Source organism: Paractinoplanes abujensis (assembly GCF_014204895.1).
GTDB lineage: Bacteria > Actinomycetota > Actinomycetes > Mycobacteriales > Micromonosporaceae > Actinoplanes > Actinoplanes abujensis.
Genome location: NZ_JACHMF010000001.1, coordinates 4,887,928 through 4,909,081, shown reverse-complemented (window position 1 = coordinate 4,909,081; position 21,154 = coordinate 4,887,928). Strand labels below are relative to the sequence as shown.

Here is a 21,154-nt window from a genome sequence, read left to right as displayed (position 1 = left end):
TCACCGGTGGGGCCCGCGGAGCGGATACGAGGGCCGGTCCTGGGCGGCGCCCCCGCGGTGCGCCTGGCGGCCACGGTCGCGGCCGTCTCGGCCGGGGTGCTGCTGGTCGGGCTGATCTGGGTGAGCCGGCGCGACGCCGTGCCGCCGGAAGATCCGAGTGACGTCGTACGGGTGGGGGTCGTGCAGGGCCAGTCGGTGCCCGGCTATCTCGACGCGACCCGCAGCGAGCTGACCGCCCTGACCGATCCGTCGGCGCCCGCCGCCGGGGAGACGTGGGCCCTGGTCAGCCTGGACGGCTACGTCGGACCCGGGCTGCTGCCCGATCTGCTCGCGGGCACGGCGGTGGCTCAGGCCTACGCCCGGGTGCCGCTGCCCGGTACGCACACTCCGGTGGTGCGCATCCCGGTCTACCGGCTGCCCGCCGACGTGATGAGCGGGATGCTCGACACGGCCCTGGCCCGCGACCGGGAGCACGCCGAGTACGAGCAGCTGGCCCGCCGCCTGGCCGGGGACGACGACAACCAGCAGCGGGCCCGGCGGGCGTACGCGACGGCGGCCCGGACAGCGGCCCAGGAGGCCTCGGCGTACCGGTCGGGCTGTTCCTGCGTGTTCGCGGCCGTGGTGCGCGCCGCGCCGTCCGCGCTGCGCGACCTGGCCGACCGGCCCGGCGTGCGCGCGGTCGACCCGGCCCCCGAGGTCAGGAGTCTGGACCGGACGCAGTTCCGGCCGCCGCAGCCCGAGGAGAACGGCACCGTGCCGCCCGAACCGTCCCGTTCGCCCGCTGTGCCAATGGGGACTCCGGGCATTGCCTCCCGCCCGCCCGCGCCGATAGTGTCGTCGCCCGGGGCGCCTGTGACATCTGCCTCATCGAGCGTCGCCGGACGCACGAGCACGCCTTCCACCCCGGCCCACGAGGAGCGTTCTGCCGTACCCTCTGCCTCGGACGCGACTCCTGCTCACGATGCGACCAGCCGTTCGGCAGCACCTTGAACCCGGCCCGGACGTTAGTTTCTTCGTCCGCCGGTGATGTGGCCGATGGGGGCCGCGGTCGTTCCGAACGGGCAGTGGCCCGAACGGGGTTGGCTCCGTAGCCTGTCAGGGGCGAGGAGCCCGGGCGTGGGCACACCGAAAGCCGTGGGCATACCGAAAGCATTGTGCAGGGAGGACGAGCCGTGGACGGGACCGAGACCGGCTGGGGCCGGCCTGCGGAACCAGCCCCGCGTTGGCGGGCGCTGCTCGATCGCGCCCGGCACGGTTCCCGCCAGGCCGAGGAGCAGTCCGACCCGGAGCGTGAGGCCCAGCCCGGCCAGCAACCGTCCGCCCAGCAGTACGGGCAGCCGCTGCCGACCCGCCGCCCGGTCAACCCGCTCGACGGCCGCGGGCAGTACGGTGCCGGCCGTTACGAGCAGCCGCCGCCGCCCGAGGCCGCCCAGCCCGAGCCGCGCCCGATGCCGCAGCGGCCGATCAACCCGCTCGACCCGCGCTGGCAGGGCCGCCAGGCCGAGCCGCCCCGGCCCGCCGAGCTCAACGGAGGCGGCCGCCGCGCCGCGGTCCCGCCGCCCCCGCCGCCCGCGGCCCCGCCGGTCGAGGAGCCGCACAGTTTCTTCAGCCCGTCGGCTCGCCCGCCCGCGGCCCCGCCTCCCGGCCGCGACTATCCGCAGGTGCGGGGGTCGGCCGCCCCGGTGGCGCCGGTCCGGCCCGGGCCGCAGCCGCCGGTCATGCCCGTGCACCAGCCGCCCATGATGCCGGTGCAGCAGCCGGTCGCCCCGCAGCCCACCTCGCCCGCCCCGGCGCGCATCGAGTGGCGGCAGGGCCGCGCCGACGACGAGCTCGAGCGCGCGGTCGCGGTGATGCGGCGCAAGCTCGGCAAGCCCCGCGTGCTGGCCTTCGCCAACCCCAAGGGCGGCGTGCACAAGACCACGGCGACCGTGCTGGCCGCGGCCACCATCGGCAGCGTCCGCGGCCGCGGTGTGCTCGCGTGGGACGACAACGAGCTGCGCGGCACGCTCGGCCTGCGCGCCGGCAGCGCCCGCCACGCCCGCACGATCAAGCATCTGCTGGCCGACCTGATGCAGATCGAGAATCTGCACGGCGACGGGCTGCTGCAGGAGCTCGACGGCTACCTGCGGCACGCCTCCGACGGGTCGTACGACGTGCTCGCGGGCGAGGAGAATCCGCGCTTCGCGGCCCGCCTCGACCAGGCCACCGTGCGCCGGGTGATGGATCTGCTGCGCCGCACCCACGACGTGATCTGCGTCGACACCGGCAACAACGTCGAGAGCGTGAACTGGCAGACCGTCATGCGCCAGGCCGATCAGCTCGTGATCACCACGGTGCCCCGTGAGGACGCCGCGTTCACCGCCGACTGGATGCTCGACGTGCTCGACGACAGCGGCATGGGCGACCTGGTCTCCAACGCGGTGACGTTGATCTCCTGCCCCTCGCCGGGCCCGCTGCCGCTGCTCAACGACTTCGCCAAGCACTTCGCCACCCGCACCCGGGCGGTCGCGATCGTGCCCTACGACCAGGCGCTCGAGGTCGGCTCCTCGATCGAGTACGCGGATCTTCAGCAGGAGACCCGTACGGCGTGGCTCAAGGCGGCCTCGGTCATGATCGAGCCGTTCGCCGAATGACACGCGTGTAGCCCTCGTTCTTGTCGGAGGGTCCAGCTAGAGTCGCTCGGGTCCACACAACTTAAGGGGGCCCGGGGTGTCTGACTCGTTCGTGCATCTCCACGTGCACACCGAGTATTCGATGCTCGACGGGGCGGCCCGGGTCAAAGAGTTGCTGGCCGAGGCCAAGCGGCTGGGCATGCCGGCCGCGGCGATCACCGACCACGGCAACATGCACGGGGCCTACGACTTCTACACCCAGGCCACGTCGGCCGGGGTGATCCCGGTGATCGGCGTCGAGGCGTATGTCGCGCCCGACTCGCGGGACAACAAGAGCCGCGTCAAATGGGGCCGTCCCGAGCAGAAGAGCGACGACGTCTCGGGTAACGGCGCCTACACCCACATGACCATGTGGGCCCGCAACGCGGTCGGCCTGAAGAACCTGTTCCGGCTCAACTCGCGCGCCTCGATCGAGGGCCAGCTCGGTAAGTACCCGCGCATGGACTTCGACATCATCGCCGAGCACGCCGAGGGCATCATGGGCACCACCGGCTGCCCGTCCGGCGCCGTGCAGACCCGCCTGCGGCTCGGCCAGTTCGACGAGGCGCTCAAGTCGGCCGCGCGCTATCAGGAAGCCCTGGGCAAGGACAACTACTTCCTCGAGATCATGGACCACGGCCTGTCCATCGAGAAGCGGGTCCGGGACGGCCTGCTCGAGATCGGGCAGAAACTGGGCATTCCGCCCCTGGTCACCAACGACTCCCACTACACGCACGAGGCACAGGCCTCGGCCCACGACGTGCTGCTGTGCGTGCAGACCGGCAGCAACGTGGCCGACCCCAACCGGTTCCGCTTCGACGGCGCGGGTTACTTCGTGAAATCGGCCGACCAGATGCGCGCGGTCGACTCGTCCGAGGCATGGCAGGAGGGCTGCCGCAACACGCTGCTCGTGGCGGAGAAGGTGGACACCGAGGGGATGTTCACCTTCAAGAACCTCATGCCCCGGTTCCCCATCCCCGACGGTTACACCGAAGAGGAGTACTTCCGGCACGTCGCGTTCGAAGGCCTGCGCAACCGGTTCCCCGACGGCATCCCCGAGACCCACGTCAAGCAGGCGGAATACGAACTCGGCGTGATCATCTCGATGGGCTTCCCGGCGTACTTCCTGGTGGTCGCCGACTTCATCCAGTGGTCCAAGCGCAACGGCATCGCGGTCGGCCCCGGCCGCGGCTCGGCCGCGGGCTCCCTGATCGCGTACGCGATGGGCATCACCGACCTCGACCCCCTGCCGCACGGCCTGATCTTCGAGCGATTCCTCAACCCCGAGCGCATCTCGATGCCCGATGTCGACATCGACTTCGACGAGCGCCGCCGGGGTGAGGTCATCAAATACGTGACCGACCGCTGGGGCGACGACAAGGTCGCCCAGATCGCCACCTTCGGCACGATCAAGGCCAAGGCCGCGATCAAGGACTCGGCCCGTGTGCTGGGCTACCCGTTCGCGGTCGGCGACCGGATCACCAAGGCGTTGCCGCCCGACGTCATGGGCAAGGGCATCCCGCTCTCCGGCATCTTCGACAAGGAGCACAAGCGCTACAGCGAGGCCGGCGAGGTCCGCACGCTTTACGAGACCGATCCCGACGTCAAAAAGGTGATCGACACCGCGCGCGGCATCGAGGGCCTGATCCGGCAGACCGGGGTGCACGCCGCAGGCGTCATCATGTCGGCCGAGCCGATCATCGACCACATCCCGCTGATGCGGCGCGCCTCCGACGGCGTCATCATCACGCAGTTCGACTACCCCACGTGCGAGACGCTCGGCCTGCTCAAGATGGACTTCCTGGGCCTGCGCAACCTGACGATCCTCGACGACGCGGTCAAGAACATCAAGCTCAACCACGACCTCGACCTCGATCTGCTGGCGCTGCCGCTGGACGACAAGGCGGCGTACGAGTTGCTGGCCCGCGGCGACACGCTCGGCGTGTTCCAGCTCGACGGCGGCCCCATGCGGTCGCTGCTGCGCCTGATGAAGCCCGACAACTTCGAGGACATCTCGGCCGTCCTGGCGCTGTATCGTCCGGGCCCGATGGGCGTCGAGTCGCACACCAACTACGCGCTGCGCAAGAACAAGCTGCAGGACATCACGCCGATCCACCCCGAGCTCGAGGAGCCGCTGCGCGAGATCCTCGAACCGACGTACGGGCTGATCGTCTATCAGGAGCAGGTGCAGCGCGCCGCGCAGATCCTCGCCGGTTACAGCCTCGGCCAGGCCGACCTGCTGCGCCGCGCCATGGGTAAGAAGAAAAAGGAGATCCTGGACAAGGAGTTCGGCCCGTTCCAGCAGGGCTGCCTCGACCACGGATACTCCAAGGAAGCCATCCAGGCGGTGTGGGACGTGCTGGTCCCCTTCGCGGGCTACGCGTTCAACAAGGCCCACTCCGCGGCGTACGGGCTGGTCTCCTACTGGACGGCCTATCTCAAGGCGCACTACCCGGCCGAATACATGGGTGGTCTGCTGACCAGCGTCGGCGACGACAAGGACAAGATGGCGATGTATCTGGCCGAGTGCCGGCGCATGGGCATCCAGGTCCTCCCGCCCGACGTCAACCAGTCCGCGGGCCCGTTCACCCCGGTCGGCAAGGACATCCGGTTCGGCCTGGCCGCGGTGCGCAACGTCGGCAACAACGTCGTCGAGGCGATCGCCCGCTGCCGCACCGAGAAGGGCGAGTATCAGGACTTCTACGACTTCTTGTCCAAGGTGGATGCCGTCGCCTGCAACAAGAAGACGATTGAATCCCTGATCAAGGCGGGCGCGTTCGACTCGATGGGGCACAGCCGCAAGGGCCTGCTCGCCGTGCACGCCGAGGCCATCGACGCGTACGCCGACGTCAAGCGCAACGAGGCGGCCGGCCAGTTCGACCTGTTCGGGGCGTTCGGCGACACCGAGGGCGGCAGCGCGGCCACGGTGGCCATGCCCCCGATCGGCGACTCCGAGTGGGACAAGCGCGACAAGCTGGCGTTCGAGCGCGAAATGCTCGGCCTCTACGTCAGCGACCACCCCCTGGCCGGGCTCGAGCAGCTGCTGCACAACGCGGCCGACACCACGATCGCCGCGCTCAACGAGGAGGGCTCGGTGCCCGACGGCCAGGTCGTCACGCTGGCCGGCATCCTCACCGGCGTGCAGCGCCGCATCACCAAGCAGGGCCGGGCCTGGGCCTCGGCCACCCTCGAAGACCTGGCCGGCGGGGTCGAGGCGCTGTTCTTCCCGAACACCTACGAGGTGATCGGCCAGTTCATCGCCGAGGACGCGATCGTGGTGGTCAAGGGCCGGGTCGACCGGCGCGACGACACCCCGCGCATCATGGCGATGGACATGTCGCTGCCCGACATCAGCCACAACCCCGACAGCAAGCCGGTCACGCTGACCATGCCGATCACCCGGTGCACGCCGCCGCTGGTCTCGGAGCTGAAGGAGATCCTGACCAGCCACCCGGGCGACTCCGAGGTGCACGTTCACCTGCAGAACGGCAGCCGCACGACGGTGCTGCGGCTGGGCGCGGTGCGGGTCGCGCCGACCCCGGCGCTGCGGGCCGACCTCAAAATGATCCTCGGCCCGTCCGCGGTGGGCTGACGTTCGTGACCCGGCATGGTGAACGGCGGGCCCCGGCACCTGGCAGGATCGTAGGGTGAACGCGAGTCAGGAACCGGCGCCGCACCAGCCCGGCGAGCGCCCGGCACCCGAAACCAGTGCCGTCGGCTACGGCTACGGCGCGGGTTACGAGCTCGCACATCCGGCCGGGCCAGTCGAGCAGCGGGGTCTCTTCGGCCGGGCGTGGAACCCGGGGATGTCGTCGCACCGGCCCTGGAAGCGCACACTCACGGTCGCCGTCGTGAGCTTCCTGGTCATCGTCGTGCTCGGTGGCCCGCTGGGCCTGCTCTGGCGCGCGCTGGCCCCCTCGGTGCCGGTGATCGACGCCGGCCAATCCGGAGTCGTGATCAACGACCCGTCGCCCGAGGAGTTCGTCGCCGCCGACGGCTTGTTCACGCTGCTCGGCCTCGGGTTCGGTCTGCTCGTGGCGATCGCCGCCTGGTTCCTGCTGCGTCGCGACCGGGGGCCTTTCCTGCTGCTCAGCGTGGTGCTGGGCACGCTCGGGGCGGGCTGGCTGGTGGCTCCCCGGGTGGGTGAGCTGATCGGCCGCTCCGATTACGAGAGCTGGATCGAAACGGCCCAGCAGGGCGCGACCTACATGGCGCCGCCCGAGGTGCACTCGCTCGGACCGACGCTGGTGCCCGCCTTCGCCGCGGCGATCGTGCTGACGCTGATGGCCGGCTGGTCCAACGACCCCGACCTCGACCAGCCGGGCGCCAAGCCGGGCTACGGCCCCAACAACCCGGACGCCGGTTATCCCGGCCCGGACCAATCCGGGCCCGGCTATCCCGGCCCGGACGCGGCCGGCCCCGGCTATTACGGCGCCGGCCCTCACCAGCCTGGCAGCAACCCGGGCGACGGTTATCCGCACGCTGAGCGGCCGGCCGAGCCACGCGGGTAGGGCCGGCCTCGACTCCGGGCGCGTCGTGCGGGTGCCGGGCTGGCCGTGCGAGTCGGGCCGGCTCTCGGCTCGGCGTGACCGGGCGCGTCGTGTGGGTGTCGGGCTGGCCGTGCGAGTCGGGCTGGCCGTGCGGCTTGGCTCGGCGTGACCGGGCGCGTCGGGGGGGTGTCGGGCGGGTCGAGCCGGCTCTGCTCCGGCGGGCTGGGCGCGTCGTGTGGGTGTCGGGCTGGCCGTGCAAGTCGGGCCGGCCCTCGGCTCGGGCGTGACCGGGCGCGTCGGGTGGGTGTCGGGCGGGTCGGGCCGGCTCTCGGCTCCGGCGGGCTGGGCGCGTCGCGTGGGTGTTGGACGGGCCGGATCGCGGGCGGGAAGGGGCTCAAGCACGGTCGGGCTGCCGGCTCGGTGCCGGCGATCCGCAGCACGTGCACATCGGCCGGGGCGGGGCCGGCGGCCGGGCCGGCTAGTTGGGGCTGGCCGGGCGGGCCAGGTCGCTCAGCGGCACCGGCACCGCTCGCACCCGGGCCAGCAGACCCGACTCGCGGTTGAGCAGCTTGAGCTCGGTGCGCAGCCGGGTCGCGGTGTCGGGCGCGGAGAGCAGCAGCTGGCGTTCGTCGGTGGTGAGCTGGGCCGTGGCCGCGATCAGGTGGGACAGCACGGTGGCGTCGCCGGGGACGGCGTCGAGCACCTCGGAGTCGGGGCGCAGCAGCTCCAGGTAGCCCCGGAAGGCGGCCAGGGCCCGCGGCGCCAGCAGCTCGGCCAGGTCGTCGGGGGACTCCTCGGGCAGCCACTCGACGTCGGCCGTCAGGTAAGGCTCGTCACCCTGGCGGACGTCCTTGAGCGTGAACCGCCGCCGTCCGACCGTGATGATGTCGTAACGGCCGTCGTCGAGCTCGGTGACCTGCCGCAACTCGGCCGTGCAGCCCGTCGGGTAGAGGTCGTCGACCACGATCGGGGCCGCCTCGGGGGCCGGGCCGTCGGCTCCCTCGGGCCCGGGCGCCTCGGCTCCGCGGCGCAGCGTCACCACCCCGAACTCGTGCGGCCCGTCCTCGGGGCTGGCCACCAGCTCGCGCACGAGCGTGCGGTAGCGCTCCTCGAAGATGTGCAGGGGCAGCACCAGGCCGGGGAAGAGCACCGTACCCAGCGGGAACACCGGCAACCGATTGCTCACCGATTCAGACTATCGGTAGCCCCTCCATGGTCAACCCGTCGCGCCCGCGTCGCCACGCGAGTGGTGTTCGTCATCTCACGCCTCGGGCCCGCCTGCGGCGGCGCCGGTTCTGTCGGGGCCTCCGCCTAGAATTGGCGACGTGCTGAATCGGATCGACCTGCGCGGCTCCTCCCGTGACCCGCGCGGCCTGCTGCCCCGTGCCCAGCTCGACGTCTCCCAGGCTGTCGAGCAGATCCGCCCGGTCGTCGAGGCGGTCCATCAGCATGGCTTCTCCGCGATCCGCGAGGCCACCGAGCGGTTCGACGGCGTGACCCTCGACCGGCTGCGGGTGCCCGCGGCCGCGATCACCGCCGCCGCCGAGACGCTCGAGCCGGAGGTGCGGGCGGCTCTCGAAGTGGTGATCGAGCGGGCCCGCAAGGTGCACGCCGACCAGCGCCGCACCGACGTGACCACCCAGGTCGTCGACGGCGGCACGGTCACCGAGCGCTGGATCCCGGTGCGCCGCGTCGGGCTCTACGTGCCCGGCGGCCTCGCGGTCTATCCGTCCACCGTGGTCATGAACGTGGTGCCCGCGCAGGAGGCCGGGGTCGAGTCGCTGGTCGTGGCCAGCCCGCCGCAGAAGGAGAACGGCGGCCTGCCCGACGCCCGGGTGCTGGCGGCGTGCGCGCTGCTCGGTGTGACCGAGGTCTACGCGGTCGGCGGCGCCCAGGCGATCGCCATGCTGGGTTACGGCTCCGACGGCATCGACGAGGCCGACCGCTGCGAGCCGGTCGACGTGATCACCGGCCCGGGCAACATCTGGGTCACCGCGGCCAAGCGCATGCTGCGCGGCGCCGTCGGCATCGACGCCGAGGCCGGTCCGACCGAGATCGCGATCCTGGCCGACGACTCGGCCGACCCTCGGCACCTGGCGGCCGACCTGATCAGCCAGGCCGAGCACGACCCGCTCGCGGCGAGTGTGCTGGTCACCGACTCCGAGGCGCTGGCCGCGGCGGTCGACACCGAGCTGGTGCGCCAGGTGGCGAGCACGAAACACGCCGCCCGGGTGCAGACCGCGCTGGCCGGCGAGCAGTCCGGCATCGTGCTGGTCGACGACCTCGAGCAGGGTCTGCGCGTGGTCGACGCCTACGCGGCGGAGCACCTCGAGATCCAGACCCGCAACGCGCGCGAGTGGGCCCTGCGGGTCCGCAACGCCGGCGCAATCTTCGTCGGGGCCTGGTCGCCGGTGTCGCTGGGCGACTACGCGGCCGGCTCCAACCACGTGCTGCCCACCGGTGGCTGCGCGCGGCACTCGTCGGGCCTGTCGGTGCAGTCGTTCCTGCGGGGCGTGCACGTCATCGAATACACCGAGGAGGCGCTGCGCGACGTCTCCGGTCACGTGGTCGCCCTGGCCAACGCCGAGGATCTGCCCGCGCACGGCGACGCGGTGAAGGCGAGGTTCCCGTGACCACCATCGACGACCTGCCGATCCGTGACGATCTGCGGGGCAAGACCCCGTACGGGGCTCCGCAGCTCGACGTCGCGGTCCGGCTCAACACCAACGAGAATTCGTATCCGCTGCCCGATGCGGTGGTCGACGCGATCGCGAAGGCCGTGCAGGCCGAGCTGCACGAGCTCAACCGCTATCCCGACCGGGACGCGGTGGCGCTGCGGGCCGACCTCGCCGGGTATCTCGGGCACGGGCTGACCGGGGCCAACACCTGGGCCGCGAACGGCTCCAACGAGATCCAGCAGCAGCTGTTGCAGGCGTTCGCGGGCCCCGGCCGCACAGCGCTCGGCTTCGGCCCGTCCTATTCGATGCACCCGCTGCTGGCCCAGGGCACGGGCAGCCGGTGGGTGGGCGCGCTGCGCGACCCCGACTTCGGGCTGACCCCGGCGGCCGCGGTGGCCCAGATCGAGGAGCACGATCCCGATCTGATCTTCCTGTGCTCGCCGAACAATCCGACCGGCACGGCGCTCGACCCCGAGGTGGTCGCGGCCGTGCTGGAAGCGGCGCGCGGCATGGTGATCGTCGACGAGGCGTATGCGGAGTTCGCCCGCCCCGGCACCCCGAGCGCGCTGACCGTGCTGCCGGGCCACCCGCGCCTGGTGGTCACCCGCACGATGAGCAAGGCGTTCGGCTTCGCCGGGGGCCGGTTGGGCTATCTCGCCGCCGACCCCGCCGTGGTCGACGCCGTGCAGCTGGTGCGGCTGCCCTATCACCTGTCCGCCCTCACGCAGGCCGCCGCGCGGGCCGCCCTGGCCCAGCGCGACGCTCTGCTGGCCACCGTCGAGGCGATCAAGCAGCAGCGTGACCGCATCGTCACCACGCTCCGCGATCGCGGCGTCAAGGTGGCCGACAGCGACGCCAACTTCGTGCTGTTCGAGGTGGGTGGCGATCAGAAAATCGCTTGGCAGCGGCTGCTCGACCGCGGTGTGCTCATCCGCGACGTCGGCCTGCCGGGCTGGCTGCGCGTGACCGCGGGAACCCCGGCTGAGACCGATGCATTCTTGGAGGCCTTGAAGTGAGCCGCACCGCGCGCATCGAGCGCGTCACCAACGAGACCAAGGTGCTCGTCGAGATCGACCTCGACGGCACCGGTAAGGGCGACCTGAGCACCGGCGTCGGCTTCTACGACCACATGCTCAACCAGCTCGCCCGGCACGGCGGCTTCGACCTCACGGTGCGCACCGAGGGCGACCTCGAGATCGACGCGCACCACACCATGGAGGACACCGCGATCACGCTCGGCGAGGCCTTCTCGCGCGCGCTCGGTGACAAGGCGGGCATCCGGCGCTACGGCTCGGCCACCATCCCGATGGACGAGGTGCTCGTGCGGGCCGCCGTCGACCTGTCCGGCCGGCCGTACATCGTGCACGACGAGCCCGAACTCGCGCCGTACATCGGCCCGGTGTACCCGACCAGCATGACCCGGCACATCTTCGAGTCGTTCGGTCACGCGGCCAAACTCACGCTGCACGTGAGCGTGCTCCGCGCGGCCCGTGACGGCGGCAAGCCCGACGCCCACCACGTCGTCGAGACCCAGTTCAAGGCGTTCTCGCGGGCGCTGCGCGAGGCCGTCGAGATCGACCCGCGCAACGCCGGCCAGCTGCCGTCGACCAAGGGCGTGCTGTGATGGCGATCGTCCTGTTCCTGGTCGCGGGCTTCCTGGTCGGTGGCGTGATCCAGCTGGTCCGGTCGGGCGCCACGAAGTTCAGCATCGGCCTGGTCGGGGTGCTCGCCGCCCTGGCCACGGCCGGCGGCATCCTGTGGTCGGTCTGATGACGAGCGTGGTGGTGCTCGACTACGGGTCGGGCAATCTGCGGTCCGCCGAGCGGGCCGTCGCCCGTACGGGTGCGGACGTCACCGTGACCAGCGATCTGACCGCCGCCGCCGAGGCCGACGGGCTGGTCGTGCCCGGTGTCGGGGCTTACGCGGCGTGCATGGCCGGCATCGAGGAGGTCGGGGCCGGGCCGATGATCGCCGAGCGGGTCGCCGCGGGCCGCCCGGTGCTCGGCATCTGCGTCGGCATGCAGATCCTGTTCGAGGCCGGGGTCGAGCACGGCGTCGAGAGCAAGGGGCTGGGTCTGCTGCCCGGAGTGGTCGACAAGTTGTCGGCCGAGCGCATTCCGCACATGGGCTGGAGCACGGTGGACATCCCCGCTGACTCCACGCTGTTCCGCGACATGTCCGAAGACGACAGGTTCTACTTCGTGCACTCCTACGCGGCCAATGACCTCGACGCGCTTCACCGAGCCGGCGCGAAGGTGACCACAGCCAGCCACGACCGGCCGTTCGCGGCGGCCGTCGAGCTCGGCCCGCTCAGCGCCGCCCAGTTCCACCCCGAGAAGTCGGGGGACGCGGGCTACGCGCTGCTGCGCAACTGGGTTGCCGGTCTCTGACGTCATGTCGAAGGAGCGTGCCCGGCGGCGCGAGCAGCGTCTGGCGGTGCTGGAGAAGGAGAAGGCCGTGCGCGCCCGCAAGGTGGCGCGGCGGCAGCGCCGGCGTGCGCTGGTCAAGCGGCTGACGCCGCAGACCCGCAACGCCGGCCGGTTGCATCGCCGCAGCCGGGGCGAGCGGCTCGGCATCGTGCTCGTGCCGGCGGTGGCCATCGCCGCGGTCTGGCTGTTCGTGCCCGAAATGCCGCTGCGGATCGTGCTCACCGCGGTGCTCGTCCTCGCCGCACCGGCCCTCGTGGTCGTCGTCCTCGGCCGCAAGGCCGGCTGAAAACCCGGCCGCGTGGCCGGCTGAAAACCCGGCCGTGTGGCCGGCTGAGACCCGGCCGCGTGGCCGGCCGAAACCGTCGTCCCGGCCCTCCGGCCGGGGGAGCCCGGGCCGCACCGGGCGGCCGAACCTCTGGAGAAGAACATGACGCTTGAGCTGCTGCCCGCCGTCGACGTCGCGGACGGGCAGGCGGTCCGCCTCGTGCAGGGCGCCGCCGGCTCCGAGACGGCCTACGGCGATCCGCTCGACGCCGCGCTGGCCTGGCAGAACGACGGCGCCGAGTGGGTGCACCTGGTCGACCTGGACGCCGCCTTCGGGCGTGGCTCCAACGCCGAACTGCTGGCCGGTGTGGTCGGCCGCCTCGACGTCAAGGTCGAGCTGTCCGGCGGCATCCGCGACGACGAGTCGCTGACCCGGGCCCTGGCCACGGGCTGCGCGCGGGTCAACATCGGCACCGCCGCGCTGGAGGACCCGGAGTGGTGCGACCGGGTCGTCGCGGAGTACGGCGACCGTGTCGCGATCGGTCTCGACGTGCGCGGCCGCACCCTGTCGGCCCGCGGCTGGACTCGGGACGGCGGCGACCTGTACGAGGTGCTGGCCCGGCTCGACAAGGCGGGCGCGTCGCGGTACGTGGTCACCGACATCACCAAGGACGGCACGATGCGCGGCCCCAACCTCGACCTGCTGCGCGAGGTGTGCGCGGCCACCGACAAGCCGGTGATCGCCAGCGGCGGCGTGTCCACCCTGGACGACCTGCGCGCCCTGGCCACGCTGGAGCCGGTCGGCGTCGAGGGTGTGATCGCGGGCAAGGCGCTCTACGCGGGCGCTTTCACGGTGCGTCAGGCGCTCGACGTCCTGTCGCAGCCCTGACCCACGACTGACGCAGGGCCTCCACGGCCGCCCCGATCGCCGGGCGGGCCGCGGAGGCCTCGCGCCAGGCGACGACGACTCTGCGCTTCGGCTCGGGCGTGACCTTCACAACCCGTACGCCGGGGGGAAGCTCCCGGGACCGGGCGAGCCGGGGGATCACCGCGACCCCCAGCCCGGCCGCGATCAGGGTCAGCTGGGTCTCGAACTCACCGACGTGGAAGTCGGGCTGCACGCCGGGGACCGCCCGCAGCAGCCACTGGTGGCAGACGTCGCCCGCCGGGGCCGCGATCCAGCGTTCAGCGGTGAGCTTGGCGCGCGGCACCGTGTCGCCGAACCGGTGGCCGCTCGGCACGATCAGGTCGGCCACGTCCCAGCCCAGCTCGACGTGCGTGACGCCGGTGGGGTAGCGCAGCGCCACCTCGGGCCAGTCGTCGAGCACGGCCAGGTCGGCGTGCCCGCGGTGCAGCACCTCGAGACCCTCGTGCGGGTTGACCTCGACCAGGCCGGTGCTCAGCTGCGGGTGTTCCGAGGCCAGGCGGTGCAGCGCGTACGGCAGCAGGGCGCGGCACGCCGTGGCGAAGGCGGCCACCGTGAGCCGCCCGGTGACCGTGTCGCGGTGCGCGGCCAGCGCCGCCTCGGCCTCGTCGACCGTGGCCAGCACCTTCTCGGCGTGCCGGGCCAGCACCTGGCCGGCCTCGGTCAGCCGCAACCGCCGACCGTCCTTCTCGACGAGTGTGGCCCCCGTCTCGCGTTCGAGCTTGGCCAGCTGCTGCGACACCGCCGACGGGGTGCAGTGCAGCGCCTCGCCCGCCGCCAGCACCGTCTTGTAGCTGGCCACGGCGTGCAGGGCCCGCAGCCGCCCGAGGTCAATCATGCAGCCAGGCTACAACTTGGATGTAGCAGTATTCGATAGTGCTTAACAGTTGAACGGCTCAAGCTAGGCCCATGAGACCACGCGACATCGGGCTGGCCGTCGCCGTCATGGCGATCTGGGGCTTCAACTTCGTCATGATCGACGTGGGCCTCGATCACTTCCCGCCGCTGCTGTTCAACGCGTTGCGTTTCACCCTGGCCGCTTTCCCGGCCGTGCTGTTCGCCGGCAAGCCGCAGGTGCCGTGGCGCTGGATCATCGCGGTCGGCCTGATCCTCGGCGTCACCAAGTTCTCGTTGCTGTTCGCGGGCATGGCGGCCGGGATGCCGGCCGGGCTGAGCTCGCTGGTGCTGCAGAGCCAGGCCGTCTTCACGGTGGTCTTCGCCGTGCTGCTGCTGCGCGAGCGGCCGCGCCCGGTGCAGCTGGCCGGGCTGGCCGTCGCGGTGGCCGGGGTGGGTCTGGTGGCGACCCGGATGGGTGCCGCGTTCGGGGCGTTCCTGCTGGTCGTGGGGGCGGCCGCGTGCTGGGGCCTGTCCAACGTCGCCACCCGCAAGGCCTCGCCGCCCGACACTTTGCGCTTCATGGTCTGGGTCAGCGCCGTCGCCTCGGGCCCGCTGATCGTGCTGTCGCTGCTGATCGACGGCCCGTCGGCCGACCTGGCCGCGCTGCGCTCGTTCGACCTGTCCGCACTGGTGGCGCTGCTCTACGTCGGGCTGATCTCGACGCTGGCCGGGTTCGCGGTCTGGGGCAACCTGCTCAACGCGTACGGGGCTTCGACCGTCGCGCCGTTCTCGATGCTCGTCCCGTTCTTCGGCATGGCCTCGGCCGCGATCTTCCTGGGCGAGCGGATCCACGCCGTGGACGTCGCCGGGGGCGTGCTGGTGATCGGCGGCATCCTGCTGGGACTGGCCAAAAAGCCAGTTCCCAGGCTGGTTAGGGTAGAGGCATGACGGTTGCCGTGCGCGTGATCCCCTGCCTCGACGTGGATGCGGGGCGCGTGGTCAAGGGGGTCAATTTCGTCGACCTGCGCGACGCCGGCGACCCGGTCGAGCTGGCCGCGGCCTACGACGAGGCCGGCGCCGACGAGCTGACCTTCCTCGACGTGACGGCGTCCTCCGATGCTCGCGGCACGATGCTCGACGTCGTCCGGCGTACGGCGGAATCGGTCTTCATCCCGCTGACCGTGGGCGGGGGCGTGCGCTCGGTCGAGAACGTCGACGTGCTGCTGCGGGCGGGCGCCGACAAGGTCGGGGTCAACACGGCGGCCATCGCGCGGCCATCGTTGATCGAGGAGATCGCGTCCCGGTTCGGCAACCAGGTGCTCGTGCTCTCGCTCGACGTGCGGCGCTCCGCCGGGCAGCCCAGCGGGTGGGAGGTCACCACGCACGGCGGGCGGCGCAGCGCGGGGCTCGACGCGATCGAGTGGGCTGCGCGGGTCGCTGACCTCGGGGCCGGCGAGATCCTGCTCAACTCGATGGACGCCGACGGCACCAAGGCCGGGTTCGACCTCGATCTGATCGCCGCGGTCCGCAAGGTCGTCGACATCCCGGTCATCGCCAGCGGTGGTGCGGGCAAGGCCGAGCACTTCCCGCCCGCGGTCACGGCCGGGGCCGACGCGGTGCTGGCGGCCAGCGTGTTCCACTTCGGCGAGCTGACCATCGGTGAGGTCAAGGACTCGCTGCGAGCGACCGGCACGCCCGTACGCTGAAGCCGGTCTTGACCTTGACCCTGCGGGCCGGACGCGCCGGCGGCCTGTGTGGACCGGCTCGACCGCGGGTGCGGCACGCTGTTCGCGCCGGGCGAGCACGACAACGGCGCGTATCGATCGTCGGGTGAGCGCCTGGCCCGGTGGGTCTGACACGATGCGGACCATGGCGACCCTACTGCTCACGATCGGCCGGCTCGCCTCGTGCGCGGGCGTGACGATCAAAGCCGTACGCGTCCACCACGGCCCGGGGCTGCTGCCCGAACCCGAACGGGACGCCTCGGGTTACCACCGCTACGGCGCCGGCGACGCCATCCAGCTCGTGAGGATCAGGACGCTGGCCCGCATCGGCGAGCTGCCGGCGGCCGGCCCGGAGGGGTTCGCGGCCGCGATCGAGCAGATTGCCCGTACGAGGGAAAGGGTTGCTCAGGTGACCGGCGGTGATCGGCTGTTCGTGTCGCCCGAGGTGGCCGGCTACCTGGACGAGCTGCGCCGGATCGGGGTGAGCGAACGCGGCGTCGGCCGGGAACGCGAGCTGTGGAGCCTGCCCCAGCCGGCCGCCCGCACCCGCACCGGGCAGGCGGCCCGCTCGCCCGAAGACCTCCCGCGCGGCCCGGTCGCGGCCGAGTTGGTGGCCGCCACCGCCGCGGCCGCCTCACCGGCCGGGGCCCGGATCGCGGAGCCGGCCCGATGAGCCTCGGCCCCGCACCTCAGCGGCTCACCGTCGAAGTGGATCAGGCCCGGCGGCTGGTCGGCAGTCAGTTTCCGCAGTGGGCCGGCCTGCCCGTCCGGCCCGTGGCCAACGGCGGGTGGGACAACCTCACCTTCCACCTCGGCTCCGAGATGTCCTTGCGCCTGCCCAGCGCGGCCGAGTACGCCCAGGCCGTGGAGAAAGAACATCGCTGGCTGCCGTTCTTCGCCGGCCGGCTGCCCCGGCCCGTGCCGGTGCCGCTGGCCCTGGGCGCGCCGGGGGAGGGCTATCCGTTCCCGTGGTCGGTCTACCGGTGGCTCGACGGCAGGCGGGCGCGGGCCGCGGAGATCGCCGACCCGGTCCGGTTCGCCCTCGACCTGGCCGAGTTCCTCGCCGCGTTGCAAGAGATCGACCCGGCGGAGGGGCCCGCGCCGGGCACCCACAACTGGTTCCGGGGCGGACCGCTGACGGTCTTCGACGGGCTGGCCACGGATGCCCTGGCCGTGCTGGACGGGATCATCGACGTCGGGCTCGCCCGCGAGATCTGGGGACAGGCGCTCGAGGTGCCGTGGGACGGGTCGGTGCGCTGGTTCCACGGAGACGTGGCGCCGGGCAACCTCCTGCTGCGGGACGGGAAGCTGGGCGCGGTCATCGACTTCGGGACGTGCGGGGTGGGCGACCCGTCCTGCGATTACGCCGTGGCCTGGACGCTGCTGACCTCAGCGGGTCGCGAGGCCTTCCGGCGGCGGCTCGGCATCGACGAGGACAGCTGGCTGCGGGGACGGGGGTGGGCGTTGTGGAAGAGCCTGTCCACCTGCGCCAACTCGCTCGACGAGACCGGCCGCCCGGCGCCTGACACGCTGCACGACCTGAACGAGATCTTCACCGATCACCGAGCCTGATTTCCGAACCTGATTACCGAGCCTGCCCAGGACCGCCACCGACCGTGGGTGGCCGCTTACATTGACTGAAAATGTACTGAGAAAACGCGGGAAGTGGCTCCGGTCACAGTATCGGTCAAAACCCCCCAATCCCCGTACGCGATCATGGACGCCCTGCCCGCCGGGCACGTTTCACGTCGTGAGACCGGACGAAGCGGCGGTCGATAGACTTGACCGCAGTATTCCCGGTCGCGGCCGGTGCCGGGGCGGCACTAGCCCTCCCGCCGCCGTGCCAATACCCTCTGGTTACTCCGAAGTTAACTCCCCCGCAAAATCTGGACATAAGGCGGCGCCGATGGCAGTTGAGGTTCCCTACCGGTCGATCCCCGACATGTTCTTCAAGCGTGTCGCCGCCACCCCCAACGGCCAGGCGTTCGCCGTGCCGAATGCCGACGACACGGGCATGGTCTGGTTCACGTGGGCGCAGGTCGGCGAGCGGGCCTCGGCGATCGCGGCGGGCTTGCGCGACCTCGGCGTCGGCCTCGAGGACAGGGTGGCCATCCTCTCCGGCACCCGCTTCGAGTGGGTCCTGGCCGACCTGGGCATCAACTGCGCCGGCGCGGCCACCACGACGGTCTACCCGACGACTGAGCCCGAGGACGCGAGCTACATCGTCGCCAACTCCGGTTCCAAGGTGCTGATCGCCGAGAACGCGAAGCAGGCGCTCAAGATCGCAGGGGTCGACACCGACGTCACGAACGTCGTGCTCATCGACGGCCCGGCCGACGCCGGTGCCACCCCGCCGCAGATGACGCTGGCCGACCTCGAGGTGCGTGGCGCCGCCGTCCTGCGGGAGCGCCCCACCCTGATCGACGAGGTGGTCGAGAGCATCGGCCCCGAGCACCTGGCCACCCTCATCTACACCTCCGGCACCACCGGCCGCCCCAAGGGTGTGCAGCTGCTGCACGCGGGCTGGACGTGGGAGGGTGTCGCCCAGCAGGATCTCGGCCTGTTCGAGTCGACCGACCTGCAGTATTTGTGGCTGCCGCTGTCGCACTCGTTCGGCAAGACGCTGCTCTGCGGCATCATCCACGTGGGCGTCCCGACCTATGTCGACGGCCGCGTCGACAAGCTCGTCGACATGCTCTCGGTGGTCAAGCCGACGCTGATGTGCGCCGCCCCGCGCATCTTCGAGAAGGTCTACAACAAGACGGTCACCACGGCGCTGGCCGGCAGCGGGGCCAAGGTCAAGATCTTCCACTGGGCGGTGGCCACCGGCAAGCAGAAGGTCGCGCTCGAGCAGGCGGGTAAGCCGCTGCCGGGTGCGCTCAAGCTGAAGTATTCCGTGGCCGAGAAGCTGGTCTTCTCGAAGCTGCAGACCCGGCTCGGCGGCCGCCTGCGCGTGCTGGTCAGCGGGTCGGCCCCGCTCAGCCGCGAGATCGCCGAGTTCTTCGCGGCCGCCAACCTGCCGATCATGGAGGGTTACGGCCTGACCGAGAGCAGCGCGGCCAACTTCGTGAACCGGCTCAACAAGCTCAAGATCGGCACGGTGGGCCTGCCGCTGGGTGACCTCGAGTGCAAGATCGACGCGGACGGCGAGGTGCTGCTGCGCGGCAAGCCGGTCATGCGGGGCTACCACGATCTGCCGCAGGAGACGGCCGAGGCCTTCACCGAGGACGGCTTCCTGCGCACCGGGGACATCGGCGAGGTCGACGCGGACGGCTTCCTCAAGATCACCGACCGCAAGAAGGACCTGGTCAAGACGTCGGGCGGCAAGTACATCGCCCCCAGCGCGATCGAGGGCCAGTTCAAGGCGGTCTGCCCGTACACGTCGCAGGCGGTCGTGGTGGGCCAGGCCCGCAACTTCGTCACCATGCTGATCTCGCTCGACGAGGACGCGATCAAGGGCTGGGCGGCTAACGGACCCCTGGCCGGCAAGAGCTACGAGGAGATCGTGGCCGCCCCCGAGACCGAGAAGATGGTCGAGGGTTACGTGGCCGAGCTCAACGCCAAGCTCAACCGCTGGGAGACGATCAAGAAGTTCGCGATCCTCCCGCGCGACCTCAGCATCGAGGCCGGCGAGATCACGCCGTCGATGAAGATCAAGCGGCGGTCGGTCGAGGCCAACTTCGCCGAGCAGATCGACAAGATGTACGCGGGCTCGCTCGCGCAGATCTGAGCACATGACAGAAGCGGCCGGTTTCCCCGTACGGGGGAACCGGTCTTCCGCTCTTTCAGGCGATCCGCACGCCGGCGATGCGCGACGGGTCGGCCACCTGCTCGATGCCCGCGATCCGGCCCGCGTCGTCGTCGAACACCAGCCGGAAGACGACCCGCACCTGACCGTCGGAGGCCCACACCAGCCCGGGGACGCCGTCGACGAGCGCGACGGTGGCCGCGTGGGCCCGCCCGTTGAACACCCCGGCCACCCCGGCCGCGCCGTTCACGATCTCGGCCGCGCCCATGCGCACCGACGCCGCGTCGGCCCGCAGCACCACCTCGGGGTCGAGCAGCGTGAGCAGCCGCTCGAAGTCGCCGCCCTGCGCCGCGGCCAGGAACGCCTCCACGATCTCGCGGCGGCGCTCGACGTCGGGCGCGCCGACGGCCGTCTGCCCCTGCACCCGCCGCCGCGCCCGGCTGGCCAGTTGCCGGGCCGCCGCCGGTGAGCAGCCGACGATCGTGGCGATCTCGCCGAAGGGCACCGCGAACGTGTCGTGCAGCACGAACGCCAGCCGCTCGCTCGGCCCCAGCGTGTCGAGCACCAGCAGCAGCGCGGGCCCGATGGCGTCGTACTGGACGGCCTGTTGCTCCGGCCCGGGCGTGGCGACCGGCAGGTCCTCCGGCAGCTCGGCCAGGTCCTCCCGGCGCGACGCCCGCGAGCGCAGCATGTCGAGGCAGATCCGCGAGACGACAGTGGTCAGCCAGCCGGTCAGGTTGCCGACGTCGCCGGTGTCGCTGCGGCTCAGGCGCATCCACGCCTCCTGCACCGCGTCGTCCGCCTCGTCGGCCGAGCCGAGGATGCGCTGAGCGACGGTGCGCAAGTGGGCCCGGTCCCGCTCGAAGCGGGCGGCCAGCACGTCGAGCTCGTTCATCGTCGCCCCCACCCCCGTTGTGAAGCAGGCTTTAGGCTACGACGATGCCGGACGAACCGCGGTCCCTCGAACAGCGCAAAGCGGACGTGCTCGCCCGATTGAGCAGTCCGGTGGCCGACGCATGGGTGTCCACCGCCGCCGGCGACCAGCCCTATCTGGTGCCGCTCACGCTGGGCTGGTTCCGCGAGCGGCTGTTGATCGCCACCGGCCGCACGATGGTGACCGCACGCAACATCACGGCGAGCGGACGGGCGCGCATCGCCCTCGGCACGACCCGCGACGTGGTGATGATCGACGCCGTGCTGGAGACGACGATCCCGGTCACCGAGGCGCAGGAGGAAGGCGCGGCGTACGCGGAGCAGAACGACTGGGATCCCCGTACGGCGGGGGAGTCGTACGTCTTCCTCGTGCTGCGGCCCGAGCGGGTGCTGGCCTGGCGCGAGGAGAACGAGCTGCCCGGCCGCACCCTGATGACCGGCGGTGTCTGGAAGATCTAGCAGGGCTATGACAAAG

Annotated in this window: 20 protein-coding genes; 17 read left to right on the top strand and 3 right to left on the bottom strand. The window is 71.5% G+C overall.

Features of this window, described 5'->3' with window-relative positions:
* Window positions 1-6: 6 nt before the first annotated feature.
* The 4 genes from BKA14_RS22120 (at window position 7) to BKA14_RS22105 (ending at window position 7,162) form a co-directional block, all read left to right on the top strand.
* Window positions 7-990 carry a hypothetical protein gene (locus BKA14_RS22120; RefSeq protein ID WP_184952802.1) on the top strand — a complete coding sequence of 328 codons (984 nt, stop codon included), beginning with the start codon at window positions 7-9 and terminating at the stop codon, window positions 988-990.
* Window positions 991-1,172: 182 nt separating this feature from the next.
* Window positions 1,173-2,633, top strand: a complete 1,461-nt coding sequence (locus tag BKA14_RS22115; protein WP_184952801.1) for a MinD/ParA family ATP-binding protein — start codon at window positions 1,173-1,175, stop codon at window positions 2,631-2,633.
* A gap of 76 nt (window positions 2,634-2,709) precedes the next feature.
* Window positions 2,710-6,243, top strand: coding sequence for a DNA polymerase III subunit alpha (dnaE, locus tag BKA14_RS22110; RefSeq protein ID WP_184952800.1), 3,534 nt, complete (start codon window positions 2,710-2,712; stop codon window positions 6,241-6,243).
* A gap of 55 nt (window positions 6,244-6,298) precedes the next feature.
* Complete coding sequence (locus tag BKA14_RS22105) at window positions 6,299-7,162, top strand: hypothetical protein (RefSeq protein WP_184952799.1); 864 nt, start codon at window positions 6,299-6,301, stop codon at window positions 7,160-7,162.
* Window positions 7,163-7,619: 457 nt separating this feature from the next.
* On the opposite strand, the gene BKA14_RS22100 is transcribed toward BKA14_RS22105, so the two are convergent.
* Window positions 7,620-8,327, bottom strand: coding sequence for an LON peptidase substrate-binding domain-containing protein (locus tag BKA14_RS22100; RefSeq protein ID WP_184952798.1), 708 nt, complete (start codon window positions 8,325-8,327; stop codon window positions 7,620-7,622).
* 139 nt (window positions 8,328-8,466) lie between these two features.
* On the opposite strand from BKA14_RS22100, the gene hisD reads away from it, so the two are divergent.
* The 7 genes from hisD (at window position 8,467) to priA (ending at window position 13,401) form a co-directional block, all read left to right on the top strand.
* The gene (gene hisD / locus BKA14_RS22095) at window positions 8,467-9,774 is read left to right on the top strand and encodes a histidinol dehydrogenase (RefSeq protein WP_184952797.1); all 1,308 of its coding nucleotides are present in this window, start codon (window positions 8,467-8,469) and stop codon (window positions 9,772-9,774) included.
* Window positions 9,771-10,835 (top strand): histidinol-phosphate transaminase, encoded by a 1,065-nt coding sequence (locus BKA14_RS22090; protein ID WP_184952796.1) that lies wholly within the window; start codon window positions 9,771-9,773, stop codon window positions 10,833-10,835. Before hisD ends, BKA14_RS22090 begins: the two co-directional genes overlap by 4 nt.
* Window positions 10,832-11,443 (top strand): imidazoleglycerol-phosphate dehydratase HisB, encoded by a 612-nt coding sequence (gene hisB, locus BKA14_RS22085; protein WP_184952795.1) that lies wholly within the window; start codon window positions 10,832-10,834, stop codon window positions 11,441-11,443. The genes BKA14_RS22090 and hisB overlap by 4 nt, the downstream gene beginning before the upstream one ends.
* Window positions 11,443-11,589 (top strand): CG2302 family histidine operon protein, encoded by a 147-nt coding sequence (locus BKA14_RS22080; RefSeq protein WP_184952794.1) that lies wholly within the window; start codon window positions 11,443-11,445, stop codon window positions 11,587-11,589. Before hisB ends, BKA14_RS22080 begins: the two co-directional genes overlap by 1 nt.
* Window positions 11,589-12,209, top strand: a complete 621-nt coding sequence (gene hisH / locus BKA14_RS22075; protein ID WP_184952793.1) for an imidazole glycerol phosphate synthase subunit HisH — start codon at window positions 11,589-11,591, stop codon at window positions 12,207-12,209. Before BKA14_RS22080 ends, hisH begins: the two co-directional genes overlap by 1 nt.
* A gap of 4 nt (window positions 12,210-12,213) precedes the next feature.
* Complete coding sequence (locus BKA14_RS22070; protein ID WP_184952792.1) at window positions 12,214-12,534, top strand: hypothetical protein; 321 nt, start codon at window positions 12,214-12,216, stop codon at window positions 12,532-12,534.
* A 141-nt stretch (window positions 12,535-12,675) separates the two neighbouring features.
* Complete coding sequence (gene priA / locus BKA14_RS22065) at window positions 12,676-13,401, top strand: bifunctional 1-(5-phosphoribosyl)-5-((5-phosphoribosylamino)methylideneamino)imidazole-4-carboxamide isomerase/phosphoribosylanthranilate isomerase PriA (RefSeq protein WP_184952791.1); 726 nt, start codon at window positions 12,676-12,678, stop codon at window positions 13,399-13,401.
* On the opposite strand, the gene BKA14_RS22060 is transcribed toward priA, so the two are convergent.
* Window positions 13,361-14,275, bottom strand: a complete 915-nt coding sequence (locus BKA14_RS22060) for a LysR family transcriptional regulator (protein ID WP_184952790.1) — start codon at window positions 14,273-14,275, stop codon at window positions 13,361-13,363. The genes priA and BKA14_RS22060 overlap by 41 nt on opposite strands.
* Window positions 14,276-14,346: 71 nt before the next feature.
* Between BKA14_RS22060 and BKA14_RS22055 the strand changes: the two genes are divergently transcribed.
* The 5 genes from BKA14_RS22055 to BKA14_RS22035 all read left to right on the top strand — a co-directional run bounded on the left by BKA14_RS22055 (window position 14,347) and on the right by BKA14_RS22035 (window position 19,728).
* Window positions 14,347-15,222 carry an EamA family transporter gene (locus tag BKA14_RS22055; protein WP_184952789.1) on the top strand — a complete coding sequence of 292 codons (876 nt, stop codon included), beginning with the start codon at window positions 14,347-14,349 and terminating at the stop codon, window positions 15,220-15,222.
* Window positions 15,219-15,980, top strand: coding sequence for an imidazole glycerol phosphate synthase subunit HisF (gene hisF / locus BKA14_RS22050; protein WP_184952788.1), 762 nt, complete (start codon window positions 15,219-15,221; stop codon window positions 15,978-15,980). Before BKA14_RS22055 ends, hisF begins: the two co-directional genes overlap by 4 nt.
* 163 nt (window positions 15,981-16,143) lie before the next feature.
* On the top strand, window positions 16,144-16,671 hold the full coding sequence (locus tag BKA14_RS45725; protein ID WP_184952787.1) for a MerR family transcriptional regulator: 528 nt from the start codon (window positions 16,144-16,146) through the stop codon (window positions 16,669-16,671).
* Window positions 16,668-17,570 carry an aminoglycoside phosphotransferase family protein gene (locus BKA14_RS22040; RefSeq protein WP_184952786.1) on the top strand — a complete coding sequence of 301 codons (903 nt, stop codon included), beginning with the start codon at window positions 16,668-16,670 and terminating at the stop codon, window positions 17,568-17,570. The genes BKA14_RS45725 and BKA14_RS22040 overlap by 4 nt, the downstream gene beginning before the upstream one ends.
* Window positions 17,571-17,904: 334 nt before the next feature.
* Window positions 17,905-19,728: an AMP-dependent synthetase/ligase gene (locus BKA14_RS22035; RefSeq protein WP_184952785.1), complete on the top strand. Its 1,824-nt coding sequence runs from the start codon at window positions 17,905-17,907 to the stop codon at window positions 19,726-19,728.
* A gap of 55 nt (window positions 19,729-19,783) precedes the next feature.
* Here the strand turns inward: BKA14_RS22035 and BKA14_RS22030 are convergent, their stop codons facing one another.
* Window positions 19,784-20,641 (bottom strand): sigma-70 family RNA polymerase sigma factor, encoded by an 858-nt coding sequence (locus BKA14_RS22030; protein ID WP_184952784.1) that lies wholly within the window; start codon window positions 20,639-20,641, stop codon window positions 19,784-19,786.
* A 44-nt stretch (window positions 20,642-20,685) separates the two neighbouring features.
* On the opposite strand from BKA14_RS22030, the gene BKA14_RS22025 reads away from it, so the two are divergent.
* Window positions 20,686-21,138: a pyridoxamine 5'-phosphate oxidase family protein gene (locus BKA14_RS22025; protein ID WP_184952783.1), complete on the top strand. Its 453-nt coding sequence runs from the start codon at window positions 20,686-20,688 to the stop codon at window positions 21,136-21,138.
* Window positions 21,139-21,154 lie beyond the last annotated feature (16 nt).